Origin of the sequence: Burkholderia vietnamiensis LMG 10929 (assembly GCF_000959445.1) — a bacterium.
Taxonomy (GTDB): domain Bacteria; phylum Pseudomonadota; class Gammaproteobacteria; order Burkholderiales; family Burkholderiaceae; genus Burkholderia; species Burkholderia vietnamiensis.
On the sequence record NZ_CP009631.1, the window covers coordinates 468,118 to 489,748 of the forward strand.

The 21,631-nt window shown below is 67.8% G+C and carries 16 protein-coding genes; 2 read left to right on the forward strand and 14 right to left on the reverse strand.

Features of this window, described 5'->3' with window-relative positions:
• Positions 1-57 precede the first annotated feature (57 nt).
• The gene (locus AK36_RS12100) at positions 58-4,761 is read right to left on the reverse strand and encodes a glutamate synthase-related protein (RefSeq protein ID WP_011883035.1); all 4,704 of its coding nucleotides are present in this window, start codon (positions 4,759-4,761) and stop codon (positions 58-60) included.
• 291 nt (positions 4,762-5,052) lie between these two features.
• Positions 5,053-5,766: a transposase gene (locus tag AK36_RS12105; RefSeq protein WP_034194003.1), complete on the reverse strand. Its 714-nt coding sequence runs from the start codon at positions 5,764-5,766 to the stop codon at positions 5,053-5,055.
• A gap of 192 nt (positions 5,767-5,958) precedes the next feature.
• On the opposite strand from AK36_RS12105, the gene AK36_RS12110 reads away from it, so the two are divergent.
• Entirely contained in the window at positions 5,959-6,690 is a 732-nt protein-coding gene (locus AK36_RS12110; protein WP_045578587.1) for an OmpW/AlkL family protein, read from the forward strand.
• A 168-nt stretch (positions 6,691-6,858) separates the two neighbouring features.
• On the opposite strand, the gene ugpQ is transcribed toward AK36_RS12110, so the two are convergent.
• The 12 genes from ugpQ to AK36_RS12170 form a co-directional block, all read right to left on the reverse strand.
• Entirely contained in the window at positions 6,859-7,623 is a 765-nt protein-coding gene (ugpQ, locus tag AK36_RS12115; protein WP_045578588.1) for a glycerophosphodiester phosphodiesterase, read from the reverse strand.
• Positions 7,624-7,658: 35 nt separating this feature from the next.
• The gene (locus tag AK36_RS12120) at positions 7,659-8,744 is read right to left on the reverse strand and encodes a sn-glycerol-3-phosphate import ATP-binding protein UgpC (protein ID WP_011883031.1); all 1,086 of its coding nucleotides are present in this window, start codon (positions 8,742-8,744) and stop codon (positions 7,659-7,661) included.
• A gap of 32 nt (positions 8,745-8,776) precedes the next feature.
• On the reverse strand, positions 8,777-9,622 hold the full coding sequence (ugpE, locus tag AK36_RS12125) for a sn-glycerol-3-phosphate ABC transporter permease UgpE (RefSeq protein ID WP_011883030.1): 846 nt from the start codon (positions 9,620-9,622) through the stop codon (positions 8,777-8,779).
• A complete protein-coding gene (gene ugpA, locus AK36_RS12130; RefSeq protein WP_041493739.1) occupies positions 9,619-10,503 on the reverse strand; it encodes a sn-glycerol-3-phosphate ABC transporter permease UgpA in 885 nt (294 codons plus the stop codon). The genes ugpE and ugpA overlap by 4 nt, the downstream gene beginning before the upstream one ends.
• A gap of 97 nt (positions 10,504-10,600) precedes the next feature.
• On the reverse strand, positions 10,601-11,935 hold the full coding sequence (ugpB, locus tag AK36_RS12135) for a sn-glycerol-3-phosphate ABC transporter substrate-binding protein UgpB (RefSeq protein WP_011883028.1): 1,335 nt from the start codon (positions 11,933-11,935) through the stop codon (positions 10,601-10,603).
• A 90-nt stretch (positions 11,936-12,025) separates the two neighbouring features.
• Entirely contained in the window at positions 12,026-13,234 is a 1,209-nt protein-coding gene (locus AK36_RS12140; protein ID WP_011883027.1) for a deoxyguanosinetriphosphate triphosphohydrolase, read from the reverse strand.
• Positions 13,235-13,275: 41 nt separating this feature from the next.
• Positions 13,276-14,355, reverse strand: coding sequence for a 3-dehydroquinate synthase (aroB, locus tag AK36_RS12145; protein ID WP_014722299.1), 1,080 nt, complete (start codon positions 14,353-14,355; stop codon positions 13,276-13,278).
• Positions 14,352-14,906, reverse strand: a complete 555-nt coding sequence (locus tag AK36_RS12150) for a shikimate kinase (protein ID WP_011883025.1) — start codon at positions 14,904-14,906, stop codon at positions 14,352-14,354. The genes aroB and AK36_RS12150 overlap by 4 nt, the downstream gene beginning before the upstream one ends.
• 40 nt (positions 14,907-14,946) lie before the next feature.
• On the reverse strand, positions 14,947-16,599 hold the full coding sequence (locus AK36_RS12155; protein WP_045578589.1) for a type IV pilus secretin PilQ: 1,653 nt from the start codon (positions 16,597-16,599) through the stop codon (positions 14,947-14,949).
• Positions 16,596-17,441, reverse strand: coding sequence for a hypothetical protein (locus AK36_RS12160; protein ID WP_045578590.1), 846 nt, complete (start codon positions 17,439-17,441; stop codon positions 16,596-16,598). The genes AK36_RS12155 and AK36_RS12160 overlap by 4 nt, the downstream gene beginning before the upstream one ends.
• A complete protein-coding gene (locus AK36_RS12165; protein ID WP_045579414.1) occupies positions 17,438-18,061 on the reverse strand; it encodes a hypothetical protein in 624 nt (207 codons plus the stop codon). Before AK36_RS12165 ends, AK36_RS12160 begins: the two co-directional genes overlap by 4 nt.
• 8 nt (positions 18,062-18,069) lie before the next feature.
• On the reverse strand, positions 18,070-18,993 hold the full coding sequence (locus tag AK36_RS12170; protein WP_041493738.1) for a hypothetical protein: 924 nt from the start codon (positions 18,991-18,993) through the stop codon (positions 18,070-18,072).
• A 226-nt stretch (positions 18,994-19,219) separates the two neighbouring features.
• Here AK36_RS12170 and AK36_RS12175 point away from each other — a divergent pair, with 226 nt between their 5' ends.
• Positions 19,220-21,607: a penicillin-binding protein 1A gene (locus tag AK36_RS12175; RefSeq protein ID WP_085954458.1), complete on the forward strand. Its 2,388-nt coding sequence runs from the start codon at positions 19,220-19,222 to the stop codon at positions 21,605-21,607.
• Positions 21,608-21,631 lie beyond the last annotated feature (24 nt).

Below are 21,631 nucleotides of genomic sequence, written 5' to 3' on the forward strand. Positions count from 1 at the left end.
TGGGGGAGCCGCGCGCAGCCGTCAGGCGCGCGCGGCATTCGCTATGTCGTTCGTCGCTCAGGCGGCCAGCGCTTGCTTCGCCGCCTTCTTCGCACCGATCTCGCCCAGCGCGCGCTTGTATTCGTTCGGGAACACCTTCACGAACTGGCGGCGCGCCGCGTCCCAGTTTTCCAGCAGCGACTTCGCGCGCGGCGAACCCGTGAACTGGAAATGACGCTCGACGAGCCCCTTGAGCAGCGCTTCGTCCGTCGTGCCCGCGTGCCAGAGCGCGCGATCGACCGTGCGCTCCTGCTCGGCCTGCTGCAGCACCGGATCGAGCGCGACCATCGCCTTGTTGCACTTCGCCGCGAACGTGCCTTCCGGATCGTAGATGTACGCGACGCCGCCCGACATGCCGGCCGCGAAGTTGCGCCCGGTTTCGCCGAGCACGACCACCGTGCCGCCCGTCATGTATTCGCAGCCGTGGTCGCCCGTGCCTTCGACGACCGCCGTCGCGCCCGAGTTGCGCACGCAGAAGCGCTCGCCCGCGACGCCGCGGAAGAATGCCTCGCCTTCGAGCGCGCCGTACATCACCGTGTTGCCGCAGATGATGTTCTCTTCGGACTTGCCGCGGAAGTCGTTGGTCGGACGGATGATGATCCGCCCGCCCGACAGGCCCTTGCCGACGTAGTCGTTGCCGTCGCCGACGAGGTCGAGCGTCACGCCCTTCGCGAGGAACGCGCCGAAGCTCTGGCCGGCCGTGCCTTTCAGCTGGATGTGCACGGCGTCGTCGGCGAGGCCGTCGTGGCCGTGCTTCTTCGCGATCACGCCCGACAGCATCGCGCCGACCGTCCGGTTCACGTTGCGCACCGGCTGGATGAACGACACATGCTCGCCGTTCTCGATCGCGGCCTTCGCCTTCTCGATCAGCACGTGGTCGAGCGCGCGCTCGAGGCCGTGGTCCTGCCCTTCGACGTGGCGGCGGGCGACGTCCTCGCAGCCTTCCGGCTGATAGAACACGCGCGAGAAGTCGAGGCCCTTCGCCTTCCAGTGCTCGATGCCCTTGCGGGTGTCGAGCAGGTCGGGGCGGCCGATCAGGTCGTCGAACTTCGCGATGCCGAGCTGCGCCATGATCTCGCGCACTTCCTCGGCGACGAAGAAGAAGTAGTTCACGACGTGCTCGGGCTGGCCCTTGAACTTCGCGCGCAGCACCGGATCCTGCGTCGCGACGCCGACCGGGCACGTGTTCAGATGGCACTTGCGCATCATGATGCAGCCTTCGACGACCAGCGGCGCCGTCGCGAAGCCGAATTCGTCCGCGCCGAGCAGCGCGCCGATCACGACGTCACGGCCCGTCTTCATCTGGCCGTCGGCCTGCACGCGGATGCGGCCGCGCAGGCGGTTCAGCACCAGCGTCTGCTGCGTTTCGGCGAGGCCGAGTTCCCACGGCGTGCCCGCATGCTTGACCGACGACAGCGGCGACGCGCCGGTGCCGCCGTCATGGCCGGCGATCACGACGTGGTCGGCCTTCGCCTTCGCGACACCGGCCGCAACCGTGCCGACGCCGACTTCCGACACCAGCTTCACCGAGATGCTCGAGCTCGGGTTGACGTTCTTCAGGTCGTGGATCAGCTGCGCCAGATCCTCGATCGAGTAGATGTCGTGGTGCGGCGGCGGCGAGATCAGGCCGACGCCCGGCACCGAATAACGCAGCTTGCCGATGTACTCGGACACCTTGTGGCCCGGCAGCTGGCCGCCTTCGCCCGGCTTCGCGCCCTGCGCCATCTTGATCTGGATCTGGTCGGCCGACGCGAGGTACTCGGCGGTGACACCGAAGCGGCCCGACGCGACCTGCTTGATCTTCGAGCGCAGCGAATCGCCGTCCTTCAGCGGAATGTCGCTGACGATCTCGTCGCCGATCACCGACTTCAGCGTCTCGCCCGCCTTGATCGGAATGCCGCGCAGTTCGTTGCGGTAGCGCTTGTCGTCCTCGCCGCCTTCGCCGGTGTTCGACTTGCCGCCGATCCGGTTCATCGCGATCGCGAGCGTCGCGTGCGCTTCGGTGCTGATCGAGCCGAGCGACATCGCTCCCGTCGCGAAACGCTTGACGATTTCCTTCGCCGGCTCGACGTCGTCGATCGGGATCGCACGGGTCGGGTCGACCTTGAACTCGAACAGGCCGCGCAACGTCATGTGGCGCTTGGTCTGGTCGTTGATCAGGTGCGCGTATTCCTTGTACGTCTGGTACGAGTTGCTGCGCGTCGCGTGCTGGAGCTTCGCGATCGAATCCGGCGTCCACATGTGGTCTTCGCCGCGCACGCGGTAGGCGTACTCGCCGCCCGCGTCGAGCATGTCGCGCAGCACCGGGTTGTCGCCGAACGCATCGCGGTGCAGGCGGATCGCTTCTTCCGCGACTTCGAACAGGCCGATGCCGCCGACCTTCGATGCCGTGCCCTTGAAGTACTTCTCGACGAGGTCGCTCGACAGGCCGAGCGCTTCGAAGATCTGCGCGCCCGTGTACGACATGTACGTCGAGATGCCCATCTTCGACATCACTTTCTGAAGGCCCTTGCCGACCGCCTTCGTGAAGTTGTAGATCGCCTTCTCCGGCGACAGGTCGCCCGGCAGGCCTTCGGCCATCTTCGCGAGCGTTTCCATCGCGAGGTACGGGTGCACGGCTTCCGCGCCGTAGCCGGCGAGCAGCGCGAAGTGGTGCGTCTCGCGCGCGGAGCCCGTCTCGACGACGAGGCCCGTGCTCGTGCGCAGCCCTTGCTGGACGAGGTGCGTGTGGATCGCCGACGTGGCGAGCAGCGCCGGAATCGCGACGTGGTCGGCATCGGTCTTGCGGTCCGACACGATCAGCATGTTGTAGCCGGACTTCACCGCGTCGACGGCTTCGGCGCACAGCGACGCGAGGCGCGCCTCGATGCCTTCCTTGCCCCATGCGACCGGATAGCAGATGTTCAGCTCGTACGCGCTGAACTTGCCGCCCGTGTACTGGTCGATCGCGCGGATCTTCGCGATGTCCTTGAAGTCGAGCACCGGCTGCGACACTTCGAGACGCATCGGCGGGTTGATGTTGTTGGTGTCGAGCAGGTTCGGCTTCGGGCCGATGAACGACACGAGCGACATCACCATGTTCTCGCGGATCGGGTCGATCGGCGGGTTCGTGACCTGCGCGAACAGCTGCTTGAAGTAGTGATAGAGCGTCTTGTTCTTGTTCGACATCACCGCGAGCGGCGAGTCGTTGCCCATCGAGCCGACGGCTTCCTCACCCTGCGCCGCCATCGGCGCCATCAGGAACTTCAGGTCTTCCTGCGTATAGCCGAACGCCTGCTGACGGTCGAGCAGCGCGGCGCCCTGCGTGCGGCCGGCCGCCACGTCCTCGGCCTTCGGCTCGATTTCGTCGAGCTTGATGCGCACGGCGTCGATCCAGCTCTTGTACGGCTTCGCGTTCGCGAGGTTGTCCTTGAGCTCCTTGTCGTCGATGATGCGGCCGTGCTCCATGTCGATCAGGAACATCTTGCCCGGCTGCAGGCGCCACTTCTTGACGATCTTCGATTCGGGGATCGGCAGCGTGCCGGCTTCCGACGCCATGATCACGAGATCGTCGTCGGTCACGATGTAGCGCGCCGGGCGCAGGCCGTTGCGGTCGAGCGTCGCGCCGATCTGGCGGCCGTCGGTGAACGCGATCGCGGCCGGGCCGTCCCACGGCTCCATCATCGCGGCGTGGTATTCGTAGAACGCGCGGCGGTTCTCGTCCATCAGCGTGTGCTGCTCCCATGCTTCCGGGATCATCATCATCACTGCGTGCACGAGCGGATAGCCGGCCATCACCAGCAGTTCGAGACAGTTGTCGAACGATGCGGTGTCGGACTGGCCCGGATAGATCAGCGGCCACAGCTTCGGCAGATCGTCGCCGAGCACGTGCGACGCGATCGCGCCGGTACGCGCGTTCAGCCAGTTCACGTTGCCCTTCACGGTGTTGATCTCGCCGTTGTGCGCGATCATCCGGTACGGGTGAGCGAGTTCCCAGGCCGGGAACGTGTTGGTCGAGAAGCGCTGGTGCACGAGCGCGAGCGCCGACACGACGCGCGCGTCCTGCAGGTCGCGGTAATACACGCCGACCTGGCCGGCGAGCAGCAGCCCCTTGTACACGATGGTGCGCGCCGACATCGACGGCACGAAATATTCCTTGCCGTGCTTGAGCTTCAGCGCCTGGATGCGGTGGCTGGCGGTCTTGCGGATCACGTACAGCTTACGCTCCAGCGCATCCGTCACCATGATGTCCTTGCCGCGGCCGATGAAGATCTGGCGGATCAGCGGCTCGCTCGCCTTCACGGTCGGCGAGATCGGCATCGCATGGTCGACCGGCACGTCGCGCCAGCCGAGCACGACCTGGCCTTCGGCGCGCACGGTGCGCTCGAGCTCCTGCTCGCAGGCGAGGCGCGACGCGTTTTCCTTCGGCAGGAAGATCATGCCGACCCCGTATTCGCCGGCCGGCGGCAGCGTCACGCCCTGCTTCGACATTTCCTCGCGATAGAACGCGTCCGGGATCTGGATCAGGATGCCCGCGCCGTCGCCCATCAGCGGATCGGCGCCGACGGCGCCCCGGTGATCGAGGTTCTCGAGGATCTTCAGGCCCTGCTGAATGATCTCGTGGCTCTTCTTGCCCTTGATGTGAGCGACGAAGCCGACGCCACAGGCGTCGTGTTCGTTTTGCGGGTCGTACAGACCTTGTGCGGCGGGCACCGCGGCGAGCGGCTTCTGGTGGTCGTTCATGGGGACACCGTCGTAAAGGGGCCTCGAGGGCCGTTGAACCATTTTTCTGTTGCCGTCGATCCCGCTCCGGCAGGAGACGGCACGGCCGACGGTGGTTGGGCATGCTGCATGCGCCCGGGCCACCGGAATTCGGAATATACGCGACGAATCAAGGGAATAGCAACAAAAACCGGATGATCGAACCCCAATTAAACAGATGCTCAGATGTGGTGCCTATTTATTGGGGCCGTAACGATTTGGTGCAAAAAGAAGCGGCGCACGCAGCGCCGCTCCCCGCCCGCCTCCCCGGCGCTACTGCTGGGCCGGCGGCGTGTTTTCGCGCACCTTTCTGGGGCGTCCGCGCGGCAGCGGCGACACGCGCCGGTTCGCGGTGCGGGCGGCCCACTCGCGGTAGTTGTCGCCGCCGAGCACCCAGCCTTTCAGCGTCGCCTGCTGAAGCTGATCGGCCTGCCGCTCGTCGAGCGGTTGTTCGCACAGCTCCTTGTACGCGCGCTGACGGTCGAACGGCGTGTTGCCGAGCGCCCAGTAGAGCGGGTGGTCGGTAATCAGGCTGTCGACGGTCAGGCCCACGTGGTGCCGGTAGCTCGACCATCGATACGCGTCGGCCGTCGCCACCAGCTGCGAGCGCACCGGGCTCATCTCGACCACGCGGCTCGCGAGCAGGAAATAGCGCTCGCCTTCGATCACCGTCGCGCGGTAGCGGCCTTCCCACAACGTGCCGCGACGCGAGTAGCGCCGGTTGAAGTGCGCGACGTAGCGGCGGCCGACGGCCTGCATCGCCTTCGGCAGGCTCGCCTCGTCGCTCGGCGTGACGAGCAACTGCACCTGACGCGGCAGCAGCACGTACGCGTGCACCGAAAGATGGTGATCGCGTGCCGCCGCCTTCAGACAATCGATGAAGAGTTCGTAGTCCTGGTCGTCGACGAACGCGGGTTGCTGATCCAGCCCGCGCAGTATCACGTGCTGAGGCTGGTCGGGAACATAGAGTCGTGCTAACCGTGCCATGCTGAATGTCCGTTTGAACGCGTTAGGAAATACCCTGGGGTCCGAATTACGCATTTGCGTAGAATGCCTGTCCCTGCGGGGCGCGAAAGCGTACGGTCGTGCGGATCCTAGGGAGAAAGCTCTAACTTACGAGCTTGTTTGGTTTTAAACGCAGTCGTCATAATGAGCACGCCTTTGATCGGAGGAGACACAATGAAACGAAAACTGGCCATTACGGGGGCCGCTGCGCTCGCATTCGCGGCCGCAGGCGGCACGGCACACGCACAATCCGCAGGTGATTTCTACGTCAGCACCGGCTGGTTCCACCTGTCACCGCAAGACAGCAGCGACCCGCTGTTCGTGTACGGCGTCGGCGGCACGCCCGTCAATCAATCCGTTCCCAACACCGGCGCCGGCATCAACGACGCCGATACGCTCGGCTTCGCATCCGGCTACTTCCTTACCGACCACATCTCCACCGAATTCGTTCTCGGCATACCGCCGAAGTTCGACATCACCGGCAAGGGTCAGTTCTCGCGCTTCGGCGTGCTCGGCCGGGCATACCAGTGGAGTCCGGCGGTGTTGCTGCGCTACCACTTCAACGACGCCAACGCGAAGTTCCGGCCGTACATCGGCGTCGGCGCTACCTACGTCTGGTTCACCGGCGCGAAGATCACCAACAGCACCTTCGAGAACGGCGTGCTCGGCGGCCCGACCAGCGCCACCACGAGCAACCAGTGGGCGCCCGTGTTCAACGCCGGCTTCTCGTACAACTTCACGAAGCACTGGTTCGCCGGGCTGTCGATCTCGTACGTGCCGGTGAGCGTCACCGCCACGTTCACGACCGCCCGCCGCACCCAGGTCGGCACGCTGACCGAGACGTCGAAGGCTCGCATCGCGCTGAACCCGATCGTCACGTACGTGAACGTCGGCTACCGCTTCTAAGCGTAGTCGAATATTTGGGGAATGGTTAATCCTGCTGCAATTTGTAGCGGATTTTTCCGAGCGTAACGTCTCCACGATGCAAAACGCCCCGGCGGGAAACCGCCGGGGCGTCGTTTTTTCGCGTCAGGCACGCTGGCGAAACGCGAAACGAATTGGGCTCGCGCGGGCTTACACGATGTCGTCGAGCGCCGTCGGGCCGATCAGGTCGATGCGGTCGGTGCAGATCGCGTCCACGCCCCAGCGCACGAGCTCGCGCGCCCTGCCGAGGTCGTTCACCGTGTAAACCAGGATGCGCAGGCCGGCCGCCTTGATTGCCCGCACGAGCGGCTCGCTCAATTGCGTGTGGTCCGCATGCAACGACGTGCAGTCGAGCGCGCCGACGGCCTGCGCGTGCCAGTCGTCGGGCACGCGCTCGTACAGCATGCCGCGCGGCAGCGCGGGCGCCGCGTCGCGCGCGTGCCGCAGTGCATCGAACGAGAACGACGACAGCAGCGGCGGCACGGCGGCGCCGTGCCAGTACGCCGCCGCATCGGCGGCCACCCGCCGCCCGGTGTCGGATTCTCGGCCGGGGCACGGCTTGATCTCGACGTTCGCGGCCAGCCCGAGCGTCATGCAGCGCGCCGCCGCCGCCTCGAGCGTCGGCATCCGCTCGCTGGCAAAGCGCGCGTCGAACCACGCGCCGGCGTCGAGCGCGGCGAGCGCCGCATAGCGCATGCCCGCCGCCGGCCCGCTTCCGTCGGACGTGCGATCGACCGTGTCGTCGTGCAGCAGGAACGTCACGTCGTCGCCGGACAGCTTCGCGTCGAATTCGACCATCCGGTGGCCGCGCCGCGCGCCCTCGTCGAGCGCGGCAAGCGTGTTCTCCGGCGCGAGCGTGCCGCCGCCGCGATGGGCGACGACGCGCGGATAGGGCCAGTCGGGTCGGGAAGTCATCGTCAGCCTCGTCGCTCGTTCGGAGGTTCGTCGGGTCAGCCGGCGCGCCGGCCGGTTTCGGGATCGAAGAAGTGCAGCCGGTGCGCAGGCAACGACGCAGCCAGCGCGGTGCCGCGCGCCGGACGGTCCGCGTGCGGCAGCCGCACCGCGACGTCGTGGTTGCCCCAGCGGCCGTGCGCGAGGTTGTCCGCGCCGAGCAGCTCGCACGAATCGACCGGCAACGTCGCCTGGGCGACGCCCGGCTGCGGCGTCATATGCTCCGGCCGCACGCCGAGCACCCAGTCGCGACCGGTGGCGATCGTCGTGCCGACGCCCGGTGCGCCGGCCACCGGCAGCGCCGGGCCGCCGCCCGCGACCGTGAACGTCGCGCCGTCCGCCGACAGCGCGCCGTGCATCAGATTCATCGCCGGCGAGCCGATGAAGCCGGCGACGAACACCGTCGCCGGCTTCTCGTACACGTCGACCGGCGCGCCGATCTGCTCCGCGTAGCCGCGGTTCATCACGATCACGCGCTGCGCCAGCGTCATCGCCTCGATCTGGTCGTGCGTCACGTACACGCTCGTGGTCGCGAGCCGCGCATGCAGCCGCTGGATCTCGAGGCGCATCTGCACGCGCAGCTTCGCGTCGAGGTTCGACAGCGGCTCGTCGAACAGGAACACCGACGGCTCGCGCACGATCGCACGCCCCATCGCGACGCGCTGGCGCTGGCCGCCCGACAGCTCGCGCGGCCGCCGCGCGAGCAGCGGCTCGAGCTCGAGGATCTTCGCCGCCGCGGCCACCCGCTCGTCGATCGTCGCGCGCTCGACGCCGCGAATCTTCAGCCCGTAGCCCATGTTCTGCGCGACCGTCATGTGCGGATACAGCGCGTAGTTCTGGAACACCATCGCGATGTCGCGATCCTTCGGCTCCAGCGCGTTGACCACGCGATCGCCGATCGCGATTTCGCCGTCCGTCACCGTCTCGAGCCCCGCGATCATCCGCAGCAGCGTCGACTTGCCGCAGCCCGACGGGCCGACCAGCACGATGAATTCGCCGTCGGCGATCTCCACGTCGATGCCGTGCAGCACGTGCTGCTTGCCGTCGTAGGATTTCCTGACGCCCTTCAAGCTCAGCGCAGCCATACCTGGTCCTTCTCCCGGTTACCGGAGGTTGATCATTTTTCGGAATCGACGAGGCCGCGCACGAACCAGCGCTGCATCGCCAGCACGACGACGAGCGGCGGAATCATCGCCAGCAGCGTCGCCGCCATCACGTATTGCCATTCGGTCGCGGCGTCGCCGCTCGCGATCATCGTCTTGATGCCGACCACCGCCGTCGACAGCGACGCCTCCGTCGTGATCAGGATCGGCCACAGATACTGGTTCCAGCCGTAGATGAACGTGATCACGAACAGCGCGGCGATGCTCGTCTTCGACAGCGGCAGCACGACGTCCCAGAAAAACCGCAGCGGCCCCGCGCCGTCGATGCGCGCGGCGTCCATCAGCTCGTCGGGCAGCGTCATGAAGAACTGGCGGAACAGGAACGTCGCGGTCGCCGACGCGATCAGCGGCAGCGACAGCCCCGCGTAGGTGTTGGTCAGGTGCAGCGTCGACACGACCTGCACGGTCGGGAAGATCCGCACCTCGACCGGCAGCATCAGCGTGACGAAGATCAGCCAGAACGCGGTGTTGCGCAGCGGGAAGCGGAAATAGACGATGGCGTACGCGGACAGGATCGACACCGCGATCTTGCCGACCGCGATCCCGAGCGCCATCACGAAGCTGTTCACCAGCAGCCGGCCGAACGGCGCGGTCGTGCCGCCGCTGCCGTGGCTCCAGATGTACGCGACGTTCTCCAGCAGATGCGTGCTCGGCACCAGCGACAGCGGGATCGTGAACACTTCCTGCGCATTCATCGTCGCCGCGCAGAACGCGACGTACACCGGGAACACGATCACGACGACGCCCGCGAGCAGCACCGCGTGGCAGAACAGGTCGAAGCCCTTGCGATTTTCGATCATGCGTATTGCACCCTGCGTTCGACGAAGCGGAACTGGATCACCGTCAGGCCGACGACGATGATCATCAGCACGACCGACTGCGCGCCCGAGCTGCCGATGTCGAGGCCCTGGAAGCCTTCCGTGAAGATCTTGTAGATCAGTGTCTTCGTGCTTTGCGCGGGGCCGCCGCCGGTGGCCGCGTCGATCACCGGGAACGTGTCGAAGAACGCGTACACGAGATTGACGACCAGCAGGAAGAAGCTGGTCGGCGACAGCAGCGGCAGCACGATGTTGAAGAAGCGCCGCACCGGCCCGGCGCCGTCGATCGCGGCCGCCTCGATCAGCGAGCGCGGAATCGCCTGCAGGCCCGCGTAGAAGAACAGGAAGTTGTAGCTGACCTGCTTCCACACCGATGCGAGCACGACCAGGAACATCGCCTGGCCGCCGTTCAGCGCGTGGTTCCAGACGATGCCGCCCTTGGCGAGCGCATAGGTGACGAGGCCGATGCTCGGATTGAACAGGAACGCCCACAGCACGGCCGCGATCGTCGGCGCGACGGCGTACGGCCAGATCAGCAGCGTCCGGTACACGCGCGCGCCGCGGATCACGCGGTCGGCGCACGCGGCGAGCAGCAGCGACACGACGAGCCCGCTGACCGTGACGAGCGTGCTGAACACCAGCGTCGTGCGGAACGAGTCGACGTAGAGCGGATCGGCGAACAGACGCGTGAAATTCGCGAAGCCGACGAATTCGCTCGACGTGCCGAACGCGTCCTGCATCTGCGTCGACTGCCACAGCGCGACGCCTGCCGGCCACAGGAAGAATACGGCGGTGATCGCGAGCTGCGGCGCGATCAGCAGATACGGCAGCAGGCTCGCGCCGAAACGGGAACGGGATTGCATCGCGGAGATCCGGTCAGGCAAAGCGGAAAGGAGGCCGTGCCGCCGCCCGCGCGCGCCACTGCGACGCGCCGGCCGGCGACACGAACGCGACGCGGGCTCAGCCGCCCGACTTCTCGAAGCGGCGCAGCAGCTCGTCGCCGCGCGATGCGGCCGAGTCGAGCGCGTCCTTCGGCGACTTCTTCTGCGCCCAGACCTGCTCGAGCTCCTCGTCGACGACGGTGCGGATCTGCGGCATGTTGCCGAGCCGCAGCCCCTTCGTGTAAGGCAGTGGCGGCTTGTTCATCATCTGCTTGATCGCCGTTTCCGCGCTCGGGTTCTTCGCATAGAAGCCCTGCTGACGCGTGAGCTCGTACGCGGCGGTCGTCACCGGCAGATAGCCGGTTTCCTGATGCCACTTCGCGGCGATCGGCGGCGACGCGAGGAACGCGAGAAATTTCGCGACGCCCTTGTAGGTGGCCGCGTCCTTGCCGCCCAGCACCCACAGGCTCGCGCCGCCGATGATCGCGTTCTGCGGCGCGCCCTTCACGTTCGCGTCGTACGGCATCATGCCGGTGCCGTAGTTGAACTTGGCGAACTTCTGCACGTTGGCGAGCGCGCCCGACGACGTCGTCAGGATCCCGCAGTCGCCGCTGTAGAACTTCGCGGACGCTTCGTCCTTGCGGCCCGCATACGTGAACGTGCCGTCCTTCACCATCTGCTGCAGGAACGCGATGTGAGCGATCTGCTGCGGCTTGTTGAATTCGAGCACCGCGTCGGCGCCGTCGAAGCCGTTGTTGCGGCTCGCGTACGGCAACGCATGCCACGCGCTGTAGTTCTCGAGCTGGATCCAGCCCTGCCAGCCGGTCGTGAAGCCACAGGACATCCCGGACTTGCGCAGCTTCTCCGCGTCGGCCTGCACGTCGGCCCAGGTCTTCGGCGGCTGGTTCGGATCGAGCCCGGCCTTCTTGAACGCGTCCTTGTTGTAGTACAGCACCGGCGTCGAGCTGTTGAACGGCATCGACACCAGATGGCCCGTCTTCGCGTCGCTGTAGTAGCTGGCGATGGTCGGCACGAACGCCTTTTCGTCGAGCGGCACGCCGGCCTGCTTGAACACGTCGTAGACGGGCACGACGGCCTTCTTCGCCTGCATCATCGTCGCGGTGCCGACTTCATAGACCTGGAGGATCGCCGGCGCGTTGCCGCTGCGATACGCCGCGATGCCGGCCGCGAGCGCCTGGTCGTAGGTGCCCTTGAAGACCGGCACGATCTTGTAGTCGCTCTGCGATGCGTTGAACTGCGCGGCGAGCTCGTTCACGCGCTCGCCGAGCGCCGACTCCATCGCATGCCAGAACTGGATTTCCGTCGCGGCCCATGCCGCGTGCTGCATCCCGAACATCAACGCGCCGCCGAGCGCGATCGAGCGAACCAGGGTCCCCGCAGGCTTCTTATTCATCGACCTCTCTCCTATGAAAACGTTACCAACAGCGTGTGCAACATTCCCATCGCCATTGAACCGGCGAAGTCTAGTGATCGTTTGTGACAGTCAGTTGTCGTTGACGACGAACAGGCGCTGATATTCCTTCAGCGCGAAGCGGTCGGTCATGCCGGCGATGTAGTGTGCGACGAGCCGCGGCTGCTGCGCGGGATCGTCCGACTGGTACGGCGGCGGCAGCAGGCGCGGATCGTCGATGAACGCGTCGAACAGCCCGGTGACGACGCGCTGCGCCTTGTTGGCCATGCGCATCACCTTGTAGTGGCGGTACAGGTTCTTGAACAGGAAGCGCTTGAGCGCGGCGGCCTGCGCGGCGACGGGCTCGCTGTGCGCGACGAGCTGCGGCGCCGCGCGCACGTCGTCGAGCGAGGCCGGTGCGACGCGGGCGAGATTGCGCGTGGTCTCGTCGATCAGGTCGACGATCAGCGTGTTGATGATGCGGCGCACCGTCTCGTGCACGAGGCGGCGGCCTTCGAGATGCGGGAACTCGGCGAGCGCGGCGTCGTAGTGGCGCTGCCACAGCTCGACTTCGGCGAGCTGCTCGATCGTGATCAGCCCGGAGCGCAGGCCGTCGTCGACGTCGTGATTGTTGTACGCGATTTCGTCGGCGATGTTCGCGAGCTGCGCTTCGAGCGACGGCTGGCGGCCTTGCAGGAAGCGCTCGCCGAGCGCGCCGAGCTTGCGCGCGTTCTCGCGCGAGCAATGCTTGAGGATGCCTTCGCGCGTCTCGAAGCACAGGTTCAGGCCGTTGAACGCGCCATAGTGTTCCTCGAGCTCGTCGACGACGGCCAGGCTCTGCAGATTGTGCTCGAAGCCGCCGTGCTCGCGCATGCACGCGTTCAATGCGTCCTGCCCGGCATGGCCGAACGGCGTATGGCCGAGATCGTGCGCGAGCGAAATCGCTTCGACGAGATCCTCGTTCAGGCGCAGGTTGCGCGCCACCGAACGCGCGATCTGCGCGACTTCCAGGCTGTGCGTGAGACGGGTGCGGAACAGGTCGCCTTCGTGATTGACGAACACCTGGGTCTTGTATTCGAGCCGGCGGAACGCGGTCGAATGAACGATGCGGTCGCGGTCGCGCTGGAACTCGGTGCGGGCCGCCGGCGGCTGTTCGGCATGACGGCGCCCGCGCGACTGCGACGCATGAGCGGCATACGGAGCAAGATGGGCTTCCAGCGCCGCCAGCGTCGGCGGCTCGGCCGGCGCCGCGACGGATGCGCGGCCGGCTTCGATCGGTTTGCTGCTGGATGTCTCGCTCACGTGTGCTCCATGTCAGGGGCGCCGGGCCATCCGGAGCGCCGTTACCGGGTAGTCTTCGCCAGCGTGGCGAACACGGCTTCGTCGGGTGCCGGCGCGATCAGCGTATCGCCGAATCGCTTCAGCAGGATGAACTTGATCGCGCCGGCCTCGGCCTTCTTGTCGACGCGCATCAGGTCCATATAGCGCGCCTCGCCGAGCGCCGGCCCGCTCACCGGCAGACGGGCCGCGGCGATCACCGCATCGAGCCGCTGCCGCGATGCTTCGTCGAGCAGGCCGAGCCGCACGGACAGATCGCCCGCCATCACCATCCCGCAGCCGACCGCCTCGCCGTGCAGCCATTCGCCGTAGCCGAGCCCGGCCTCGATCGCATGACCGAACGTATGGCCGAAGTTCAGGATCGCGCGCAGGCCGCCTTCGCGCTCGTCGGCGGCGACCACGCTCGCCTTGATCTCGCACGAGCGCTTCACCGCATGCACGAGCGCGGCCGGCTCGCGGCGGTTCAGCGCGTCGACGTTGGCCTCGATCCAGTCGAAGAATTCGGCATCGGCGATCGCGCCGGTCTTGATGACCTCGGCGATGCCGGCCGCCAGCTCGCGATCGGGCAGCGTCGCCAGCGCGCCGATATCGGCGACGACCGCCTGCGGCTGGTAGAACGCGCCGATCATGTTCTTGCCGAGCGGATGATTGATGCCCGTCTTGCCGCCGACCGACGAATCGACCTGCGACAGCAGCGTCGTGGGCACCTGGATGAACGGCACGCCGCGCATGTAGCAGGCAGCCGCGAAACCGGTCATGTCGCCGATCACGCCGCCACCGAGTGCGATCAGCGTCGTCTTGCGATCGGCGCGCTCGGTGAGCAGCCCGTCGAAGATCAGGTTGAGCGTTTCCCAGTTCTTGTAGGCCTCGCCGTCCGGCAGGACGACGGTGGACACGCGCTTGCCGAGCGGCGCGAGCGCGGCGCGCAGCGCATCGCCGTACAGCGGATCGACGGTCGTGTTGGTGACGATCGTCACCGACGAACCGTTGATGTGAGGAGCGAACAGCTCGGTGCGGCCAATCAGGCCGGCACCAATGTGAATCGGGTAGGCGCGGTCGCCCAGATCGACGTTGACGGTAATCATGCTTGTAGCGGCTTGGCGATGACGCCTGCGAGTTCGAGTTGCATCAGCACCATGTTGACGAGGCCGTTGACCGACGGGCGGCCCGTCTCGATGATGAAATCCGCGCATTCGCGGTACAGCGGGTCGCGCGCTTCGTACAGCGCTTCGAGGCGGGCTTTCGGATCGTCGGTCTGCAACAGCGGGCGGTTCTTGTCCTTGCGCGTGCGCAGCCACAGATCGTGCGGATTGGCGCGCAGATAGATGACGATGCCGTGGTTTTTGAGGCATTCGCGATTTTCGGCGCGCAGCACCGCGCCGCCGCCGGTCGCCAGCACGATGTTCTCGCGCTGCGTCAGTTCGGCGATCACCTGCGATTCGCGGTCGCGAAAGCCGGCCTCGCCCTCCATCTCGAAGATCACCGGGATGCGGGCGCCCGTGCGGGCCTCGATTTCGTGGTCGGAGTCGAAGAACGTCCTGTCGAGCCGGCGCGCGACCGCACGGCCCACGGTGGTCTTACCCGCTCCCATAAGGCCGACGAAAAATACGTTTGCGTGTGGGTCCCGCGCTTGCAACGGCTTCCTCTGCTTGAATCTTGCTGGTGTGTGGCGCAGCTTACTGGCAAAGCGGCCGCCTTGTCGAGCCTGCGCCGTCGGCTTCCGGCCCCGTTTGTGCCGGATCGGCGTCGCTCGTCACGGCGGGGTCGCAACGTGCGCCGACGACCGTCGGCGTGATGAAGACGACCAGTTCGCTGCGCTGGTCGCTGCGCGCGCGGTGTCGGAACAGCGCGCCCAGAACCGGTATTCTGCCCAACAGCGGCACGCGCGTCACATCGTCCCGCCTCAGTTGCTCGTAGATCCCGCCGATCGCGACCGTACCGCCGTCCTCCACCTCCACGCGCGTCTGAACGTGCTTCGTATGAATCGCCGGACCGGCCGCGGTCGGCTCGCCGATGCTGTCCTTCGTCACGTCGAGGTCGAGCACGACGCGCCCGTCGGGCGTGATCTGCGGCTCGACCTCGAGCTTCAGCGTCGCGCGGCGGAACTGCACGCCGCTCACGCCGTTGCCGACCTTTGCCTGGTACGGCACCTCGGAACCCTGTTCGACGATCGCCTTCACGCGATCGGCCGTCACCACGCGCGGCCTGGAAACGATCTGGCCGCGCCCTTGCGCCTCCAGCGCGCTCAGCTCGATGTCGAGCACGCGACTGAGCGGCGCGGCGAATAGTGTGAAACCGGCCGTGGCCGCGTCGAAGCCGCCGATGGCGCGGGCCGTCAGATCGAGCGCATTGCGCGTGTCGGTTGCGGCCGCCGCGCCGTCGGCCGCCGGGGCGCGCCCGTGGGCGCGCAGCGCGACGCGCGCGCCGAGGTTGCGCGAAAAGCCCTGTTCGCCTTCGACGATCCGCGCCTCGATCCGGACCTGTCGCGAAGCTCGGTCGATCGCGTCGATCAGCTCCGCAATCTGGGCGATGCGCGGCGCAAGATCGGTGACGAACAGCAGGTTCATCCGCGGATCGGCGGCCGCGGCGCCGCGTCTGGACAGCAGGCGCTGGCCGGTCGCGCCGGCCAGCAGCCGCTGCACGTCCGCCGCACGCGGGTAACGCAGCGCGAAGGTGCGGCTCGCGAGCGGCTCCAGCTCGGCCGCGCGCGCATGGGTTTCGAAGCGCTCGCGCTCCCGGGCAGCCAGTTCGGCCGCCGGCGTGACCCAGATCACGTTGCCGCGCCGGGACATCGCGAGCCCGTGCGTGTCGAGCAGCGTATCGAATGCATCGCGCCAACGGACATTGTTCAGACGCAACGTAACGGTGCCGCGCACCTGCTCGCCGACGATGATGTTCAGGCCGGTGAAGCGCGCGAGCGCGTCGAACGCAGCGGCCAGCGCGGCGCCTTGCAGATTCAGCGAGATTCGCCGTGCATCGTCCGCGTCGCCCGCATGCCGCGCCGCGGGGTCGTTCATCCGCGTGGGCGGCGGCAATGGAATCGGCGGACCTTCCAGCACCGGCTGCTGCGGCGGCAACGCCGACGACGCGCTCGCGCCTGCGTCGTGCACCGTGCGCGCCGCCGCGTCGAACGGCGCTGGCTCGGCCGGCCCGTCGGCGGCAACGGTCGGGCCGTCGGGCGCGCCTTGCGGCAACGGCACATCGGCGCCGTGCAGTGGTATCGACGCGATCGGCCATCCTGACGGCGGCAAAGGCGGCAGCGTCGCCTGTGCCGCCGACGCGCCCAGCCCGGCGCCGAGTACGATCGCCCACCATGCATGCCGGCTCATGGGTTGCCTCCGTCGTCCACGACGAACCGGCGTGCGCCGTCGGCCGTCGCGAGCGTCACCGCGCCAGCCTCGACACGCGTCACGCGCGCCGCGCCGAGAGCGTCGCCGGGCGCGACCGTCGAGAACTTGCCGTTGCCGGATTCGAACAATGCGAGCGCCGCACGAGCGTCGCGAATCGTGCCGGCGAGGCGCGGTGCGGAATTATCGGACATCGGCTCGCCCGCGCCGCCGAACGGATCGCCGGCCGCCGTTACGGCAGGCGGCGCAGCGGCATCGCCGGGCATCGAAGCGGGCCGCAACCCCGGGAACACGTCGAGCGTCACGTCCATCCGGGCGGCGGACGCCTTCCGCTCGATCTGCAGGAGCGTGGGCACCACGAGCGCTCGCAAGCGCGCCAGGCCGTCCATCAGCCGCAGCAGCGCCGCGAAACCGCCTTCCGCGACCATTCGCACGGTTCGCCGGCCATCCGGCGCAGTCTGGTCTGCACGCCCCGGCTCGATCGACACGATCCGCAAGCCGCTCGCGCCGGCCAGGTCCGCCAGTTCCAGCAGCAGCGCGGGCCACGCCGGTGTGGCTGGCGCGCCGCGGTCGCGCTGCTGCGCGGCTGCCGTCGGAAGCATCCGCCGTGCAGCAGCGACGCGCGCGTGCGCGGTCGCCAGCAGTGCACGGCTGCGGTGGAACCCGCTCGCGTCGGCGGCGTCCATCAGATATATGACGCCGCACGCGACGGCGGTAAATGCCAGCACGCAGCCTATCGCGTGGGCGACCGCCGGCGACATCCGCGTCACGCGGCCGAGGCGCTGCGCAACGCCGGGCATGGAGCGATACGCGAGCGCCGTCATGCGCCGCCTCCCTTCACGTTAGGCCGTGGCGACGCATCGTGCCAGCGCACCTGCACGGAGAACCGGAACGGCGCGGCGGCGCCCGCGTCCGGCGCACCCGAAGCAGGCGTCAGCGCGCCAAGGTCGAATTGCCAGCCGGGCTGCCCGGCCGCGATCCGGGCAAGCCACCGTGCGGCCGCAGTGTAGGTCGACGCGCGCGCGTCGAGCACGGCTCCTGACGAAGTCGTCCGCAGCGCGTCGAGTCGCACCGAGTCGTCGGACGCATGCGCCAGTATCGCGAGCAACGCGACGACGCGCCGGGACGGTGCAGCCAGCTCGGCGGCCCGCGCGTCGCGTTGCGCGGCATCCGCGGCCACGCCGGCGGCACGCCGGGCGACATCCAGCTGCGGCTGCCACTGGCGCAACTGCGCGTCCAGCCGCGCGCGCTCGGCGTCGAGGTTCCATCGCCACACGGTCGCGGCTCCCGTCCAAAGACCGGCCGCGAGCACGCCGAGCACGATGGCCGCGCCCAGATGCGTCGCGCGCCGACGGCGCAACACCTGGGCGACGCGCTCTCGGTACGGCAGCAGATTGAAGCCGCCGAGCGCGGCTCGGCTCGCGATAGCCGGCCCGGCTCCCATGCCGGCCATCATTCCCACACCCCGCGCAACGCCAGCCCGATCGCGAGCGCAAATGCCGGCTCGCCCGCGCAGCCTACGGGCCCGCTGGGCAGCCCGTCCCATCCGGTGCAGTCGAACGGCACCGCCGCTACGCCGAGCGCATCGCCGATGTCGGCGACCGACGTGCCGCAGCGGGCCATGCAGCGCTCGTCGCCGGCCACCAGCGCGCAGCGCACGGGCTCGAGAGCGCAGCGCCGCAACGCGTCCGGCAACCCCGACCGCTCGTTGCCCGACACCGCGAGCACCGAGGCGGCGACCGATCCGTCGACCCGCCAACCGTACACGCCCGAATCGCCGAACCAGAACGCTGCGTACGGCCCGTGCGCATCGTGCTCGAACTGCGCGGCATAGCGCAGCGCGCGCAGCGCGGCCGCCGACTCTGCGTCGACCGCCGTCAGGTCGATGCCGGCCTGCGCGGCGACGTCGATCCGCCGCTCGAGCAACGCCTGCGGCGCCACGGCGACCGCAATCTCGCCCACGCATGCGCCGTCGTCCTGCCGCCAGTCGTACGCGAGACTGTCGGGCGCCAGCCCCGAGATGCGCTCGGCGGCCTGACGGGCGGCATCAGCGACGTCGGCGCGTCCGGCCAGATCGAGCGTCGCCGTGCGCATCTCGTCATCGCGCAGCGCCATCACGCCGCGCGTGTCGCAGCGCACGCCAGCCGCGGACAGCCGCGCCACGGCCGCCGCCAATGCGCGCGCCACCGAGGCCCAGCGCGCATCGTCGGGCCCGCCCGCGAGGCCCACCGACTCCCGTTCGAGGCCGTCGACACGCACCTCCGCAGCTCGGCCGCGCCGGCTCAGCACGGCCACTCTCACCTCGTCAGCCGCGACGTCGATCCCCGTCGAACGGTGCCTGCCCGGCGCGAAGCGCGCCGCCCATCGTCCAGCCATCCCAGCCTCCCGCGATCGTTGCGGCCCACGCCGCGTTTCCGAGCACTGATTCTGCTGAGCGGCGGGCGCGGCCGACAGTCGGCCGAACGGCCAGTTGTGGCGCGAGCCGAGCGCGTGGACACTGTGTCGGCGACACCGCGATTGGCCGCTTCGCCGCGGGCGCGCGCCGTGTCAGGACCGGTCGTACCGGGCAGCTATAATCGCGGGACTGTTTTCCGGTATGCCTATGCAATCCACGTCTCCTACGTCCCCGCCTCCCGCGCCCGAGCCGAAGAAGCGCCCCTGGTGGCTGAAGGCCCTGATCGGGCTCGCCGCGATGTGCGTGGCCATCGTCGTGGCCGGCGGCCTCGTGCTCGGCTATGCGCTCGTCGTCGCATGGCCGAACATGCCGTCGCTCGACGCGCTGACCGACTACCGCCCGAAGGTGCCGCTGCGCATCTACACGTCCGATCACGTGCTGATCGGCGAATTCGGCGAGGAACGGCGCGACATCGTCCATTTCAAGGACGTGCCGGATTCGCTGAAGAAGGCGATCCTCGCGATCGAGGACGCACGGTTCTACGATCATGGCGGCGTCGACCTCACCGGCATCGCCCGCGCGGGCTTCGTCGCGTTGACGAACGGCCATGCGTCGCAGGGCGCGAGCACGATCACGATGCAGGTCGCGCGCAACTTCTTCCTGTCGAGCGAAAAGACCTACACCCGCAAGATCTACGAGATGCTGCTCGCGTACCGGATCGAGCGCGCGCTGACGAAAGATCAGATTCTCGAGGTCTATATGAATCAGATCTACCTCGGCCAGCGTGCATACGGCTTCGCGAGCGCAGCGCGGGTCTACTTCGGCAAGGACCTGAAGGACATCACGCTCGCCGAGGCGGCGATGCTCGCGGGGTTGCCGAAGGCGCCGTCGGCGTATAACCCGGTCGTCAATCCGAAGCGCGCGAAGGTGCGTCAGGAGTACATCCTGCAACGGATGCTCGAGCTGAACTTCATCACGCGCGAGCAGTACGACGAAGCCGTCGCGCAGCCGCTCGTCGTCAAGGGCGCGGGGCGCGAGTTCAGCGTGCACGCCGAGTACGTCGCGGAGATGGTCCGGCAGATGATGTACGCGCAGTACCGGGAAGAAACCTACACGCGCGGCTTCAACGTGGTCACGACGATCGACTCCGCCGATCAGCAGGTCGCGTACACCGCGTTGCGCAAGGGCATCATGGATTACGAGCGCCGTCACGGCTATCGTGGGCCGGAGGGCTTCATCGAGCTGCCGGCCGGCGCGGACGATCGCGAGCAGGCGATCGACGACGCGCTGCTCGAGCATCCCGACAACGGCGAGCTGATCGCGGCGGTCGTCACCGCGACGAGCCCGCGCCAGATCACCGTGGCGTTCATCGACGGCAGCAGCGCGACGATCGACGGCGACAATCTGCGCTTCGCGTCGAGCGCGCTGTCGGCCAACGCGCAGCCGAACCGCCGGATCCGGCCGGGCGCGATCGTGCGCGTCGTGAAGAGCGACACCGGCAAATGGTCGATCACGCAGTTGCCGCAGGTCGAAGGCGCGTTCATCTCGATCGTCCCGCAGGACGGCGCGATCCGCTCGCTCGTCGGCGGCTTCGATTACAACAAGAACAAGTTCAATCACGTCACGCAGGCGTGGCGGCAGCCCGGCTCGTCGTTCAAGCCGTTCATCTATTCGGCGTCGCTCGACAAGGGGCTCGGGCCGGCCACCGTGATCAACGACGGCCCGCTGTATTTCAGCGCGGCCGAAACCGGCGGCCAGCCGTGGGAGCCGAAGAACTACGGCGGCGGCTTCGAAGGCCCGATGTCGATGCGCACCGCGCTGCAGCGCTCGCGCAACCTCGTCTCGATCCGGATCCTGAACCACATCGGCACGAAGTACGCGCAGCAGTACATCACGCGCTTCGGCTTCGACGCCGAGCGCCATCCGGCCTACCTGCCGATGGCGCTGGGCGCGGGCCAGGTCACGCCGCTGCAGATGGCCGGCGCGTACTCGGTGTTCGCGAACGGCGGCTTCCGCGTGAATCCGTATCTGATCGCCGAAGTGACCGATCCGAGCGGCGCGATCGTCGCGCGCGCGCAACCGCTCATCGCCGAGCAGAACGCGCCGCGCGCGATCGACGCACGCAACGCATACGTGATGAACAGCCTGCTGCAGAGCGTCGCGCAGCGCGGCACCGGCGCGCGCACCAACGTGCTCAAGCGCACCGACCTCGCCGGCAAGACGGGCACGACGAACGATTCGCACGACGCGTGGTTCGCCGGCTATCAGCACACGCTCGCGGCGATCGCGTGGATCGGCTACGACAACCCGCGCAGCCTCGGCGATCGCGAAACGGGCGGCGGGCTGTCGCTGCCGGTCTGGATCGACTACATGGGCGCGGCGCTGAAGGACGTGCCCGAGTTCAAGCCGACCATGCCCGACGACGTCCAGTCGCTCGGCGGCGAGCTGTACTTCACCGAGTTCACGCCGGGGCACGGCTTCGTGTCGACGGTCGGCGTACCGCAGGCGGCGACTCCGCAGAACGTCGACGAAGAAGCGCCGCATGTCGACGAGCAGGAAAAGCAGGACATCATGAACCTGTTCCGCGGCCACTGACGCTCCGGCGGCCCGGAAATGAAA

Excerpts from the sequence above, each read along its gene's own strand:
- AK36_RS12165 (WP_045579414.1), bottom strand. The coding sequence starts at position 18,061 with ATGGGAGCCGGGCCGGCTATCGCGAGCCGAGCCGCGCTCGGCGGCTTC.
- AK36_RS12105 (WP_034194003.1), bottom strand. The coding sequence starts at position 5,766 with ATGGCACGGTTAGCACGACTCTATGTTCCCGACCAGCCTCAGCACGTG.
- aroB (WP_014722299.1), bottom strand. The coding sequence starts at position 14,355 with ATGATTACCGTCAACGTCGATCTGGGCGACCGCGCCTACCCGATTCAC.
- ugpA (WP_041493739.1), bottom strand. The coding sequence starts at position 10,503 with ATGCAATCCCGTTCCCGTTTCGGCGCGAGCCTGCTGCCGTATCTGCTG.
- AK36_RS12110 (WP_045578587.1), top strand. The coding sequence starts at position 5,959 with ATGAAACGAAAACTGGCCATTACGGGGGCCGCTGCGCTCGCATTCGCG.
- AK36_RS12160 (WP_045578590.1), bottom strand. The coding sequence starts at position 17,441 with ATGACGGCGCTCGCGTATCGCTCCATGCCCGGCGTTGCGCAGCGCCTC.
- AK36_RS12100 (WP_011883035.1), bottom strand. The coding sequence starts at position 4,761 with ATGAACGACCACCAGAAGCCGCTCGCCGCGGTGCCCGCCGCACAAGGT.
- ugpQ (WP_045578588.1), bottom strand. The coding sequence starts at position 7,623 with ATGACTTCCCGACCCGACTGGCCCTATCCGCGCGTCGTCGCCCATCGC.
- AK36_RS12170 (WP_041493738.1), bottom strand. The coding sequence starts at position 18,993 with ATGGCTGGACGATGGGCGGCGCGCTTCGCGCCGGGCAGGCACCGTTCG.
- ugpE (WP_011883030.1), bottom strand. The coding sequence starts at position 9,622 with ATGATCGAAAATCGCAAGGGCTTCGACCTGTTCTGCCACGCGGTGCTG.
- ugpB (WP_011883028.1), bottom strand. The coding sequence starts at position 11,935 with ATGAATAAGAAGCCTGCGGGGACCCTGGTTCGCTCGATCGCGCTCGGC.
- AK36_RS12120 (WP_011883031.1), bottom strand. The coding sequence starts at position 8,744 with ATGGCTGCGCTGAGCTTGAAGGGCGTCAGGAAATCCTACGACGGCAAG.
- AK36_RS12175 (WP_085954458.1), top strand. The coding sequence starts at position 19,220 with ATGCAATCCACGTCTCCTACGTCCCCGCCTCCCGCGCCCGAGCCGAAG.
- AK36_RS12155 (WP_045578589.1), bottom strand. The coding sequence starts at position 16,599 with ATGAGCCGGCATGCATGGTGGGCGATCGTACTCGGCGCCGGGCTGGGC.